At 66.5% G+C, this 13,768-nt stretch carries 11 protein-coding genes; 7 read left to right on the forward strand and 4 right to left on the reverse strand.

Features of this window, described 5'->3' with window-relative positions; translation table 11 throughout:
* Positions 1-630: a PaaI family thioesterase gene (locus AWC31_RS36010; RefSeq protein ID WP_085150532.1), complete on the reverse strand. Its 630-nt coding sequence runs from the start codon at positions 628-630 to the stop codon at positions 1-3.
* A 19-nt stretch (positions 631-649) separates the two neighbouring features.
* Entirely contained in the window at positions 650-1,294 is a 645-nt protein-coding gene (locus AWC31_RS36015; protein ID WP_234817121.1) for a DUF5701 family protein, read from the reverse strand.
* Positions 1,295-1,465: 171 nt separating this feature from the next.
* Between AWC31_RS36015 and AWC31_RS36020 the strand changes: the two genes are divergently transcribed.
* Genes AWC31_RS36020 through AWC31_RS36030 form a run of 3 tightly spaced genes read left to right on the forward strand, consistent with a single transcriptional unit; the run spans position 1,466 to position 4,979 of the window.
* Complete coding sequence (locus AWC31_RS36020; RefSeq protein WP_085150536.1) at positions 1,466-3,151, forward strand: tetratricopeptide repeat protein; 1,686 nt, start codon at positions 1,466-1,468, stop codon at positions 3,149-3,151.
* 26 nt (positions 3,152-3,177) lie between these two features.
* A complete protein-coding gene (locus AWC31_RS36025; protein ID WP_085150538.1) occupies positions 3,178-3,660 on the forward strand; it encodes a nucleoside deaminase in 483 nt (160 codons plus the stop codon).
* The gene (locus AWC31_RS36030) at positions 3,657-4,979 is read left to right on the forward strand and encodes an alpha-amylase family protein (protein ID WP_085150540.1); all 1,323 of its coding nucleotides are present in this window, start codon (positions 3,657-3,659) and stop codon (positions 4,977-4,979) included. The genes AWC31_RS36025 and AWC31_RS36030 overlap by 4 nt, the downstream gene beginning before the upstream one ends.
* 4 nt (positions 4,980-4,983) lie before the next feature.
* Here the strand turns inward: AWC31_RS36030 and AWC31_RS36035 are convergent, their stop codons facing one another.
* Complete coding sequence (locus AWC31_RS36035; RefSeq protein ID WP_067859486.1) at positions 4,984-5,427, reverse strand: DUF1810 domain-containing protein; 444 nt, start codon at positions 5,425-5,427, stop codon at positions 4,984-4,986.
* A gap of 90 nt (positions 5,428-5,517) precedes the next feature.
* On the opposite strand from AWC31_RS36035, the gene AWC31_RS36040 reads away from it, so the two are divergent.
* From AWC31_RS36040 to AWC31_RS36050, 3 genes are all read left to right on the forward strand, one after another.
* The gene (locus AWC31_RS36040; RefSeq protein ID WP_085150542.1) at positions 5,518-7,686 is read left to right on the forward strand and encodes an adenylate/guanylate cyclase domain-containing protein; all 2,169 of its coding nucleotides are present in this window, start codon (positions 5,518-5,520) and stop codon (positions 7,684-7,686) included.
* Complete coding sequence (locus AWC31_RS36045) at positions 7,683-9,083, forward strand: mechanosensitive ion channel domain-containing protein (protein WP_085150544.1); 1,401 nt, start codon at positions 7,683-7,685, stop codon at positions 9,081-9,083. Before AWC31_RS36040 ends, AWC31_RS36045 begins: the two co-directional genes overlap by 4 nt.
* Before the next feature lie 159 nt (positions 9,084-9,242).
* Positions 9,243-10,262 (forward strand): esterase family protein, encoded by a 1,020-nt coding sequence (locus AWC31_RS36050; RefSeq protein ID WP_067859493.1) that lies wholly within the window; start codon positions 9,243-9,245, stop codon positions 10,260-10,262.
* Between the two features lie 76 nt (positions 10,263-10,338).
* On the opposite strand, the gene AWC31_RS36055 is transcribed toward AWC31_RS36050, so the two are convergent.
* Positions 10,339-11,265 carry an NADP-dependent oxidoreductase gene (locus tag AWC31_RS36055; protein ID WP_085150683.1) on the reverse strand — a complete coding sequence of 309 codons (927 nt, stop codon included), beginning with the start codon at positions 11,263-11,265 and terminating at the stop codon, positions 10,339-10,341.
* Positions 11,266-11,443: 178 nt separating this feature from the next.
* On the opposite strand from AWC31_RS36055, the gene lon reads away from it, so the two are divergent.
* Entirely contained in the window at positions 11,444-13,768 is a 2,325-nt protein-coding gene (lon, locus tag AWC31_RS36060; RefSeq protein WP_085150546.1) for an endopeptidase La, read from the forward strand.

The raw sequence follows: 13,768 nt of genomic DNA on the forward strand, positions 1-13,768 counted from the left end.
TCAGCCGCGCGCCCACTTCGGCAGGATGAACACGCCCTCGGCCTCCGCGGTGATTCCCTCGGCATCCGAAACATGCCCAGCGGCAAAGGCTTTGATGCCGTCCGTCCGGGTGATCCGGCCTTCGGCGTGTAGGTCGCCGAGCGGCGTGGCGCGCAGATAACGGATCGTCAAGGTGCCGGTGAACCGGGGGCTCGTCGGGTCACTGGCCGCCACCTCGCCCAGCACATGATCGAGCACCATCGCGACGATGCCGCCGTGCACGTGGCCGGGTGGGCCTTCATAGGCGGCACCGAGACGAAAGTCGGTGGAGATGGTGCCCGATCCGTCCTTGACGATGACCAATGGCGGCGAGATCGGGTTTTTGATTCCGATCGCCGGGTTACCCCATGGCATTCGGGCGCCGTCGGAGGTGTAGCGAACGCCGAACGGCCCGGCGATCTGCTTGGCGCGTAGCCGCGCGGTCGCGGCGTCGATCTCAGCGATCGCCGCGGCCACCTCGGCGGCGTCCACCTCCGAGCGGATCGTGGCGTCGATGAGTTCCCGGACCGATTCGGCCAACGGCTCGTACACCGACCGAAGCCGCTGCACGTCGGCAGCGCTGAGATGCTCGACATGGGTGAAGCCCGCCATGCGGAGAACTAGAACACGTTCAGCTCGCCGGTGTCGAGTTGTCTCCCCCGCCCGCACCGGCGGTCCTGGCCCCGGCCGATGCGAATCCGAGCCACGTGTGCCGATTGCCGGCCCAGCACCAGCCGACCTTCGGGGCGTTGCGGTTACCCGGCCCATCCCGCCCGGTGCCGTTGCTGATCCACAGGGCCGGCGTACGGGCGTCGGTTGTGCCGTCCGGTTTGTGCCGGCGCGAGCCGATCGTCATGAAACAGTGCCCCCGCTGCAGAACGTCCGGTTGCTGCAGCACCCAGTACAAACCCTCGGTGAGCGTCAACGGCGTCCGCCCGGCGGCGGTTATCGCGGGCAGTGCCTCATCGGGCGACCAGTTTGCCATCGCGTCCCCGCGGTCGAGTTCGGACATGAGGTAGGCAGGCCGATCCGGCACGGTGACGGAGTCGATCGCGGTGAACTCGTCGACATCGTCCATGTCGCTCACCACGAAGCCCGGCCTGGCGTTGACGGTGAGAAGCGGCGCGAGCGTGCGGACCGAGATCAGGTCGGGATGCAGCACCAAAAGCGCCGTCGGGTCGCCGGACACGCCGACCGCGGCTCGCAATGCCGGCGCACCGAGCCCTGCCGCGGTGTGCAGCCCGAGCGATATGAGTCGATCGGCTTGTTCATGCAAGGTCGGCAGAACGGCCGTGTCGGTCGACGTAGGGGGTTGCGCAGTGTTCGGCACCCTCCCCCAACGATGCATTCGCACGGCTTGTTCCGGGGCTCGCGAACTCGGGCGATTCGGCTCAGCGATTTGTGCAACGCTTCGCACCGGTACCGACGCTGAACTATCGTGCGACCCGTGACGGCTGCAGCCTCGACCGAACCGTACTACCGGCTCGGGTCTTACCACCGGACGGTTGACACGCCCGCGCCGCAGGCCCAGATCTGGTTCGACCGCGGCATGGTGTGGGCCTACGCGTTCAATCACGAAGAGGCGATTCGCTGTTTCGAGCGGGCGCTCGAACTCGACCCCGGCCTCGCGATCGCGCGCTGGGGCATCGCGTACGCGGTGGGCCCGAATTACAACAAAGCCTGGGACGCCTTCGATCCCGTCGACTTGGACGCCTCGCTGCGGCGCGCCCGCAACGAACTGGACCTGGCCGCCGACGGCCGGGCCTCGGCAGTCGAGCGTGAACTGATCGCGGCGCTGCGGGAGCGGTTCCCGACCGGCGACCCCGGCGACACCGCGGCCTTGGTCGCCGGGCATGCCGATTACGCCGACGCGATGGTGTCACTCGCACGGCGGTATCCCGACGACACCGACGTGCAGACCCTGGCCGCCGACGCGCTGCTCAACGTGACCGCGTGGGCCCTGTGGGACGGCCGTACGGGCGAACCCGCGCCGGGCTCGCGAGTCCGTGCGGCCAAGGAGATTCTCGACGGCGTGCTGGCCACCGCGGCTGGGCGCGAACATCCCGGGGCGCTGCACCTCTATATCCATGCCATGGAGATGTCCACCAGCCCGCAGGACGCGCTGCCTGCCGCCGATCTACTGCGCGACCTGGTGCCCGACGCCGGCCACCTGCAGCACATGGCGAGCCACATCGACGTGCTGTGCGGCGACTACCGAAGCTCGGTGACATCGAATCTGGCTGCGGTGCAGGCAGATCGGAAATTCGTCGAGCGGCAGGGCCCGTTGAACTTCTATTCGCTCTACCGCGCCCACGACCTGCATTTCGTGGTGTACTCCGCGATGTTCGAGGGGAGCTCACAGATCGCGCTGCGCGCTGCCGACGAACTGTCCCGGCAATTGACCCCGGAACTCCTGTCGGTGGCCTCACCGCCCATGGCGGACTGGCTGGAGGCCTTCGTCCCGTTGCGCGTACATGTGCTGGTGCGGTTCGGCCGCTGGGACGAGCTGATCGCCGAACCGGTGCCGAGTGATCCCGAGCTGTACTGCACCACCACCGCCACCGTCCACTACGGTCGCGGCGTGGCATATGCCGCACGGGGACAGCTCGACGCGGCCCGCGCGGAACGTGACGCGTTCGACGCCGCCTACCGGCGCATCCCCGACAGCCGCTATCTGTTCAACAACACCAGTCTCGACATCCTGGCCATCGCAGGTGAGATGCTCAACGGCGAGATCGCCTACCGGGAAGGCGATTACGACACGGCCTTCGCACACCTGCGGCGGGCGATCGAACTGGACGATGCCCTGCCCTACGACGAACCGTGGGGCTGGATGCAGCCGACCCGGCATGCGTACGGCGCACTGCTGCTTGAGCAGGGCCGCGTCGAGGACGCTGCGCAGGTGTATGCCGCCGATCTCGGCCTCGATCCCACGCTGAGCCGGTCGTGCCAGCATCCGAACAACGTGTGGAGCCTGCATGGCTATCACGAATGTCTGCGGCGGCTCGGCCGGGACGCCGAGGCCACGATCATCGGTAAGCAGCTCGAGGTCGCGCTGGCACGGGCCGACGCGCCGATCACGGCCTCGTGTGCGTGCCGCCTCGACGTCGCGGATCCGTGCTGCGGCAGCTGAGCGCCCATCCCGCGTAAACTCCGGCTGTGGCCATCAGCGACGACGATCTATCGCACCTGCGCCGATGTGTTGAGCTAGCGGCGGAAGCCCTCGAAGACGGCGACGAGCCGTTCGGCTCGATTCTCGTCGACGAATCCGGCGCGACTTTGTTCGAGGACCGCAACCGGGTCAAGGACGGCGACGCCACCCAGCATCCCGAATTCGCGATCGCCCGCTGGGCCGTCGACCGGCTCGATCCCCCGCAACGTGCCCGTGCCACGGTCTACACATCAGGCGAGCACTGCCCGATGTGTGCGGCCGCGCATGCCTGGGTTGGCCTGGGCCGCATCGTCTATGCGACCTCGTCGGAGCAACTGACGGGATGGCTGTTGGAGTGGGGTGCACCCCCGGCACCGGTCGCGGGCCTGCCGATCACCACCGTCGCCCCTGGCGCTCAAGTCGAAGGACCGGTCGACGAATTCGCCGAACCGATGAAGGCCTTGTACGCGGCGAAATTCCAGCCGTCATGACCGAACCGGGATGGGTCGCCCACGCCATCTGGTGGCAGGTCTATCCGTTGGGCTTCGTGGGTGCCTTCCCGGCAGACCCGGCGCCCACCGCCGACGAACACCGGCTGCGCCGGGTCGTCGAATGGCTCGACCACGCAGTGGAACTCGGTGCGTCCGGCATCGCGCTCGGCCCGTTGTTCGATTCACGCACCCACGGCTACGACACCACCGACCACTTCCGCATCGACCCCCGGCTCGGCGACGACCGCGATTTCGATCACCTGACCGCCGAAGCCCACCGGCGCGGGCTGCGAGTGCTCCTCGACGGTGTTTTCAACCATGTGGGAACCGATTTCGAGCGGTACCGCCAAGCCCTCGACGGCGGGCCGGACCATCCGGCGTCGGCCTGGTTCCGCCGGCACGGCGCACAGGCGGAGTTCGCGACGTTCGAGGGGCACGGCGAGCTGATCGCCCTCAACCACGACAACCCCGACGTCGTCGAGTACGCCGCGACGGTCATGCGGCACTGGCTGGCCCGCGGTGCCGACGGCTGGCGACTGGACGCGGCATACGCCGTACCGGACCGATTCTGGGCCCGGGTGCTGCCCGAGGTCCGCCGCGAGTTTCCCGACGCGTGGTTCGTCGGGGAAGTCATCCACGGTGAGTACTCGGCCACCGTGGCAGCGGCGACCTTCGATTCGGTCACGCAGTACGAGCTGTGGAAGGCGATCTGGAGCAGCCTCAACGACGGCAACTTCCACGAACTCGACTGGGCGCTGCAGCGGCACAACGACTTTCTCGGCGCCTTCGTGCCGTTGACATTCATCGGCAACCATGACGTGACGCGCATCGCAAGCCAACTGGAGAATCCGCGACATCTCGAGCACGCGCTCGTCGTCCTGCTCACCACCGGTGGGACCCCGAGCGTGTACGCGGGCGACGAGTCGGCGTATCGCGGTGTCAAAGAGGACCGCCGCGGCGGAGATGACGCGGTGCGCCCGGAGTTCGGCTCGCCGTCCGCTGATCCGACGCAACCGGGCGCCGATGTACTGCGGCTGCACCAGTACCTCATCGGGTTGCGTCGGCGCCACCCGTGGCTGCACACCGCGACGACGTCCGCGCTCAGCCTGACCAACACGCAATACGTCTACCGGGCCGATGGTGACGGCGGGGCGCTCATCGTGGCGCTCAATGTCGACGACGCACCGCTGCGGCTTTCGCTGCCCGAGTATGGCGTGCCGTCCGGGCGCGTGGTCGCCGGATCCGGCGCGCCGCCACCGGACGAGGTCACCCATCCCGAGGTGGCCGGCCACGGATGGCTCATCATCGAGCCGCACTGATCGGTCAGCCCAGCAGGCCGAGGGTGGCCGCGTCGGGCATACCGTCGTAGAGCCGGTCGAGCACGGCCACGAACTCATCGTCCTTCTCGCCGGAGTTGGAAGCCACCTCAGCGAACAAAGTCATCGAGGAACGCACCTTGAGCCAATCGGGCCAGCCGAAGATCTCCTCGGCGGTCCGGCCCTCGATTTGTGCTACCGCACCGGCACATTCGCGCAATCGGGGGCCCAGCGTGGGGTGCCGGAGGTAGGCGAGCGCCTCCGCACGCGAGGAGATACCGAAATAGTGTGCGGTCGGGCTTCTGCCCAAACCACGCAGCTGCGGGAATATGAACCAGATCCAGTGGCTGCGTTTCCGGCCCGTGCGCAATTCCTCGAGTACCGTCGGGTAAATGCGGTCCTGCGCTTCGGTGAAGCGCTGTAGATCAAACGGATCATCTTCGGTGACCACAACGTCAAATATTCCATAAACCGGGCCGCGCACAACGATTTCGCCACAAAGTACTCGGTCAGCGCAATGCCCAGCTAATCTTTGCTTTCGATGACAACGACAAGCGAGCCTGCCGTATCGGTCGAATCGGCGCCGAAGTCGAAGAAACTGCGGCGCCGGATGCTGTCGCGTATCAGCATCCAGTCGAAGTTGTTGGCGATGCTGCTGATCACGAGCGTGCTGTCGGCGGCGGTGGTGGGATTCATCGGTTACCAGTCCGGTCGGAGTTCCCTGCGCGACTCGGTATTCGATCGGTTGACCGAAGTGCGTTCCGAGCAGGCCCGACAGCTGGAATCCGAGTTCGAGTTCCTGCGCAATTCGCTCATCATCTACACGAGGGGCACAACGGCGACCGAGGCGGCCGAGGCGTTCACCGCCGGGTTCGATCAACTCGGCAACGCGACGATCAGCCCGGCACAGCAGAAGTCCATCACCGACTGGTACGAGAACCAATTCGTCAAGCCCGAGGACATTCAGAACGGAAACGAAACCGATGTCGCCGCAGTGCTCCCGACATCGAATGCGCAGAAATATCTGCAAGCCAATTACATGACGCCGTTCACCGATTGGGACGAGGCCATCAAGTTCGACGATGCGGGCGACGGCAGCGCATGGTCGGCGGCCAATGCGCGCTTCAATGATTTCTTCCGCGAGATCGTCACCCGGTTCAACTTCGAGGACGCGTTATTGCTCGACACCCGGGGCAATGTGGTCTACAGCGCATACAAGGGCCCCGATCTCGGCACCAACGTCTACACGGGCCCGTACAAGGGCGGCAACCTCACCGAGGGTTACAAAAAGGCCCTCGAATCCAATGCCGTCGACTATGTCGCGATCACCGATTTCGGCCCCTACCAACCGGCGGACACCCCGACGGCCTGGTTGATGTCGCCCATCGGTACCGGCGGCAACATCAAAGGCGTTCTGGCCCTGCAGTTCCCGATCACCGGCATCAACCGGCTGATGACGATGGACCAGAAGTGGCAAGAGGCCGGGATGGGCAAGACCGGCGAGACGTACCTCGTCGGCCCGGACGGTCTCATGCGCTCGGATTCCCGGTTGTTCCTGGAGAATCGGGACCAGTTCAAGCAGGAGGTGATCGACGCGGGCACACCGCCCGACGTCGCCGAGGAATCGATCCGGCAGGGCGGCACCACCCTGGTACAGCCGGTCGACGACGAGGCGTCGAAAATGGCCCAACGCGGGCAGTCGGGTTCGATCATCGAAGCCGACTATCTCGGCAAGGAAACCCTGCAGGCGTATGCGCCGGTCGATCTGCTCGGGCTCGATTGGGGCGTCGTCGCCAAGATCGACACCGCCGAGGCGTTCGCGCCCGTCACGAAATTCACCCGCACGCTCGTGTTGTCGACGGTCGCGATGATATTCGCGGTGTGCATCGCCGCGATTCTGCTGGCAAGGTTCTTCGTCCGACCGATCCGCCGGCTGGAGGCGGGCGCTCAGCAGATCAGTGCCGGCGACTACGGCATCTCGTTGCCGGTGCTCTCGCGCGACGAATTCGGGGATCTGACCGTCGCTTTCAACGAGATGAGCCGCAACCTGCGAATCAAGGAGGAACTGCTCGAGGAGCAGCGCCGGGAGAACGACCGCTTGTTGCTCTCGATGATGCCCGAGACGGTGGTGCAGCGGTACCGCGAAGGCGAGGAGACCATCGCGCAGGACCACCAGAACGTCACCGTCATATTCGCCGACCTGATCGGGCTCGACGAATTGTCGGCCACAATGAGCTCGGACGAGCATCTGGCCATCGTCAACAAGCTCGTGCGCCAATTCGACGCCGCTGCGGAGAATCTCGGCATCGAGCGCGTCCGCACACTGCACAACGGTTATCTGGCCAGCTGCGGGCTGACCGTGCCCCGGCTCGACAACGTGCGTCGCACCGTGGATTTCGCCATCGAGATGCAGCGCATCGTGGACCGCTTCCGCGGTGAGACGGGATATGACCTCAAACTGCGGGCCGGCATCGACACCGGCACCGTCAGCAGTGGATTGATCGGGCGGTCCAGCCTCGCCTACGACATGTGGGGCTCCGCGGTCGACCTGGCCTATCAGGTGCAGAGCGGTGCCCCGCAACCCGGCGTGTACGTCACGGATTCGGTGCACGAGGCCACGCGCGACATCCGCCAGTTCACCGCGGCCGGGTCGGTCACGGTCGGCAGTGACGAACGGCCTATCTGGCGGTTGGCGGAGCGCCAGGCATGAGGGGCGTTCTCGAAACCGGCTGGTTCTATTGGGCGCTGGCTGTCGCGATCGGGTTGCCGATCGGCCTCGTGCTGCTGACCGAACTGCACAACACGTTGGCTCGACGCGGCAGCTACCTCGCCCGGCCGATCGGCCTCCTGCGCAACTACATCCTGCCCCTCGGTGCACTGCTGATCCTGCTCGTGAAGGGCAGTGAGATATCGGCAGAGGCCACTACAGTGCGGGTCGTCGCCACCGCATTCGGGTTCGTCGTGATGATCCTGTTGCTGTCCGGGCTCAATGCCGCCCTGTTCCAGGGCGCCCCGGAAGGCAGTTGGCGCAAACGTATTCCGTCGATCTTCCTCGACGTCGCCCGGTTCGCGTTGATCGCCATCGGGATCGGCATGATCCTGGCTTACGTGTGGGGCGCCAACGTCGGCGGCCTGTTCACCGCGCTCGGCGTGACCTCGATCGTTCTCGGTCTGGCGCTGCAGAATTCGGTCGGCCAGATCATCTCCGGTCTGCTGTTGTTGTTCGAGCAGCCGTTTCAGCTCGGCGACTGGCTCGATACTCCGTCGGCACGTGGCCGAGTGGTCGAAGTCAACTGGCGGGCAACGCACATCGACACCGGAAGCGGTATGCAGATCATGCCGAACTCGGTCCTGGCGGGTGCGTCGTTCACGAATCTCAGCCGGCCCGAATCGGCGCACTCGCTGTCGATCGTCACCGCGTTCACGTCCGCCGATCCCCCGGACGCGGTGTGTGCGCTACTCGTCCGCATCGCGACCCAACTGCCGCAGCGGCGTGCGAACGCCGCGCCCAAGGCCGTGCCGGTCGGCGGCGGCGAGTACAAGACGTCGATCCCGCTGCGCACCCCGGCCGACGACACCGCGGCGCGGGCGACCTTCTTACGGTGGCTCTGGTATGCGGCACGACGCGCCGAGCTCCATCTCGACGGGGCCGACGACACGTTCGCCACGCTCGAGCGCATGGACAAGGCCGTGCGGCAGATGGCGCCGACGTTGCGGCTCAGCCATACCGAGCAGCAGGAAGTGCGAAACCACGCCACCTTGACCCGCTACGGCGCCGACGAAGCGATCCAGGTTGCCGGAGAAGTTCCGACGCGCATGAGTTTCATTGTCTCGGGCCGTGTTTCATTGACGGTGCTCGGCAAGGACGGTGCGGTCATCCCGGTCCGCACCCTCACCGAGGGAGACTTCCTCGGGCAGACCACGTTGACGCGCGAGGGTGCCCTCGCGTCGGCGCATGCCGTCCAGGAGACCACGGTGCTACAGGTCGAGCGCCACTTCCTCGAAGAACTGGTGCTGCGCAATCCGCTGCTGCTGCACGAGCTCGGCCGGATGATCGAAGAGCGCCGGACCGCCGCGCAACAGGCCCTGACGGCCTCCGCGAAGTGATGCGACAGGTCTCAGCGCCGAGTCGTAATCGTTAGCCAACCGCGATCTGCCCCACCGGCGCTGTTACGCGTGTGACTGGTGTGACGCATGATTTGCTAAGCACCACACAGCGACGGCAATTGCTTGTGGCATGCGAAGAAAGGTGGGTTGGTTGCCGTTATGAAGTTCATCAGGAAGTTGCGTGGCACTTCTAACGAGTCGCGAGCATGGAACGGCTTGCGCCGCTTCATGGTCGGGGCGCTTGCGGCATTGGCACTGCCGGGGTTGATCGGGTTCGCCGGGGGGTCGGCGAGCGCGGGGGCCTTCTCCCGGCCGGGTCTGCCCGTCGAGTACCTCGATGTGTTCTCACAAGCCATGAACCGCAACATTCGCGTTCAGTTCCAGGGCGGCGGGCCGCACGCGGTCTATCTGCTCGACGGTCTGCGCGCCCAGGACGATTACAACGGCTGGGACATCAACACGCCCGCGTTCGAGTGGTACTACCAGTCAGGCCTCTCCACCGTGATGCCGGTGGGTGGACAGTCCAGCTTCTACACGGACTGGTACCAGCCATCGAAGGGCAACGGGCAGGATTACACCTACAAATGGGAGACGTTCCTGACCCAGGAGCTGCCGGCGTGGCTGGAGGCCAACCGCGGGGTGTCGCAGACCGGCAACGCCGTCGTCGGCATCTCGATGGCGGGCAGCGCGGCCCTCACCTACTCGATCTACCACCCGCAGAAGTTCATCTACGCCGGCACCCTGTCAGGCTTCCTGAACCCGTCCGAGGGCTGGTGGCCGATGCTCATCGGTCTGGCCATGAACGACGCCGGCGGCTACAACGCCGAGAGCATGTGGGGCCCGTCGACCGATCCGGCCTGGAAGCGAAATGACCCGATGGTCAACATGAATCAGCTGGTCGCCAACAACACGCGGCTCTGGATCTACTGCGGCACCGGAACCCCGTCGGATCTGGACGCCGGATCCTCGGGCGGCAACCTGATGGCGGCGCAGTTCCTCGAAGGGCTCACCCTGCGGACCAACATCACGTTCCGGGACAACTACATCGCGGCCGGTGGCACGAACGCGGTGTTCAACTTCCCGCCGAACGGCACGCACGCCTGGAACTACTGGGGTGCACAGCTGCAGCAGATGAAGCCCGACATCCAGCGGGTGCTGGGCGCACAGTCCGCCACCTGACAGATCCACCCACCCAGGGAGCCTGCCGTTTCCCCCCGACGGCAGGCTCCCTGCTCTATGTCTGGATGTGGGCCCGTCACGGGCGCAACACCAATTTGCCTGTCGTGTGGCGCTTTTCCAGCTCGCGGTAGGCGGCCTGCACGTCATCGAGGGCGAATACCCCGGCGATCGGCACCTCGAGTTCGCCGGTGGCAGCGAGGTCGGCCAGCTCCGCGACGACACCGATGTCGGACGCGTCGGCGTTGCCGGCACCCTGCACGCCGAACTGTTCGATGGCGGCGAAATCGATGACCGTGTCGACGCGCTCGGGTGCGACACCCAGCTCGTCGACCGCCATCGCCACATATCCGCCGCCGAAGAAATCCAGGAAGGCATCGACACGGCCCGATGGCGATGCCGCGCGCAACCGCTCGGCGAGTTCGTCACCGTAGTTCACCGGTGTCGCGCCGTGCGTCGTGAGCCAATCGTCGTTGGCCGGCCCGGCGATGCCGAGCACCCTCGCGCCGCTACCGGTGGCGAGCTGCACTGCGATGGAACCGACGCCCCCCGCGGCGCCCGCGATTGCGACGACATCGCCGTCGGTCAGCTTCACCGCACGAACCGCCGCGTAGGCGGTGGTACCGGCCACGTACAGGGATCCGGCGACCTCCCACGGCACGGCGACGGGCTTCGCGGTGACCTGGCGGGCCGGCACCGCGACGTAATCGGCGTGACTTGACCGGCGCTCGGAGAAACCGAAGACCTCGTCGCCGACCTCGAACTCGGTGACACCCGGCCCGACCTCGGCCACCACACCGGCCAAGTCGCTGCCCTGACCGGACGGGAACGTCGCCGGGAATCGGTCATGCAGTGCGCCGCGACGGATCATGGCCTCGCCCGGGTTGATACCCGCGGCTCTGACCTGCACCAGGACCTCGCCCGACGTGGGCTCCGGCCGCGGCACATCACGCACGCGCAAGACCTCGATGCCGCCGTATTGATCGAATTGGACTGCTCTGCTCATGGCAGCTACGACCGGGCCCGGACGGCCCATATTCCCCTGTCGTCGACATTCACAGACGACGCCCAGACCGGCCGCGGCCGATTCCGCTCTCAGCGATGCGGACCGACCGGCGGCCGACGAGGGGAACAAAACGACATGCCACAAGGTTGAGCGCATCAGACTGAACTTTGGAGGGTTGATGTCCGAACCAATTGCTGTGCCGGTCCTGTTTGTCAGTGAGCCGATCGTGCTGCCCGGCATGGTCGTGCCGATCGAACTCGACGATGCGGCCCGCGCCGCGGTCGACGCCGCGCAAGCCACGGAGTCCGGAAAACTCCTGATCGCCCCGCGGCTCGATGACCGGTATCCCACGTATGGCGTGCTGGCCTCGATCGTGCAGGTCGGCCGGATCGCCGGCGGTGGCGGTGCGGCCGCGGTGATCCGCGGCGAGAACCGCGCACACATCGGAACCGGCACCACCGGGCCGGGTGCGGCGCTGTGGGTCGAAGTGACCGAGGTCACCGAAGCACCGGCCGATGACGATACGAAAGCGCTTGCCGCCGAATACAAGAAGCTGCTGCTCGCCATGCTGCAGCGGCGTGAGGCGTGGCAGATCGTCGACGTCGTCAACAAGATCAGCGATCCGTCCGCGCTGGCCGACACTGCCGGTTACGCGTCGTATCTGACCGACGTGCAGCGTCGGCAGCTGCTGGAAACCGAGAACGTCACCGATCGGCTCCGCGTGTTGATCGACTGGACCAGCGAGCATCTGGCCGAGGTCGAGGTCAACGACAAGATCGCCGAGGACGTGCGCTCGGGTATGGAGAAGCAGCAGAAGGAGTTCCTGCTGCGCCAACAGCTGAACGCGATTCGCAAGGAACTGGGTGAAGGCGAACCCGAGGGTTCAGATGACTATCGGGCCCGCATCGAGGCCGCCGACCTGCCCGAGAAAGTGCGGGAGGCCGCGCTGCGCGAAGTCGGCAAGCTGGAGCGGTCCAGTGAGCAGAGCCCCGAGGGCGGCTGGATCCGCACGTGGCTCGACACGGTGCTGGATCTGCCGTGGAACGTGCGGACCGACGATTCGACGGATCTCAAGGGCGCCCGCGAAATTCTGGACGCCGACCACCACGGTCTGGACGACGTGAAGGATCGCATCGTCGAGTACCTCGCGGTGCGGGCCAGGCGCGCCCAGCGCGGCATGGCCGTGGTCGGCGGTCGCGGATCCGGTGCGGTGATGGTGCTGGCAGGCCCGCCCGGCGTCGGCAAGACGTCGCTCGGTGAGTCCGTGGCACGCGCACTCGGCCGCAAGTTCGTGCGGGTCGCCCTCGGCGGCGTGCGCGACGAGGCCGAGATCCGCGGTCACCGACGCACCTACGTCGGCGCGCTGCCCGGCCGGATCGTGCGGGCCATCGGCGAGGCGGGATCGATGAATCCCGTTGTGCTGCTGGACGAGATCGACAAGGTCGGCTCGGATTTCCGCGGCGACCCGTCGGCCGCGCTGCTCGAGGTGCTCGATCCCGCGCAGAACCACACGTTCCGCGACCACTACCTGGATCTGGACCTGGACCTGTCCGACGTGGTGTTCCTCGCGACGGCCAACGTCATCGAGAACATCCCTTCGGCGCTGCTGGACCGCATGGAACTGGTGCAGATCGACGGCTACACCGAGGACGACAAGGTCGCGATCGCACGCGATTACCTGCTCCCCCGGCAGGCCGAACGCGCGGCATTGACCGAATCCGAGGTGACGGTGACCGACGCCGCGTTGCGCAAGATCGCCGCCGACTACACCCGTGAGCCGGGTGTGCGGCAGTTCGAGCGGTTGCTGGCCAAGGCGCTGCGCAAGGTGACGACCAAATTGGATTCCGCGGCTGCGCCCATCACGATCGATGAGCCGGATCTCGTGGAATACCTGGGTCGTCCGCGGTTCACGCCGGAATCCAGCGAGCGTACGGCGGTGCCGGGCGTCGCGACGGGCCTGGCGGTGACCGGCCTGGGTGGCGACGTGCTCTACATCGAGGCCAACTCGAACGAGGGCGAGCCGGGTCTGCAGCTCACCGGTCAGCTGGGCGACGTGATGAAGGAGTCGGCGCAGATCGCGCTGTCCTACGTGCGTGCACACGCCGAGCAGCTCGGCGTCGACCCCACGGCGCTCGACCGGCGCATCCACGTGCACGTGCCCGCGGGCGCGGTGCCCAAGGACGGCCCGTCGGCCGGCGTCACGATGGTGACGGCGCTGGTGTCGATGGCGACCGGGCGGCAGGTGCGCGGTGACGTCGGTATGACCGGCGAGGTCACGCTGAACGGTCGGGTGTTGCCGATCGGCGGGGTCAAGCAGAAGCTGTTGGCAGCCCAACGAGCCGGACTGTCAACGGTTTTCATCCCGCAACGCAACGAGCCCGATCTGGACGATGTCCCTGCCGAGGTGCTGGCGGCACTTGAGGTCAAGCCGATGACCGACGTGGCCGACATCATCGCCCAGGCGCTGGAGCCCGCGGCTCAGGCCGCCACCGCCGCGGCCTGA

Origin of the sequence: Mycolicibacterium wolinskyi (assembly GCF_002101965.1) — a bacterium.
GTDB lineage: Bacteria > Actinomycetota > Actinomycetes > Mycobacteriales > Mycobacteriaceae > Mycobacterium > Mycobacterium wolinskyi.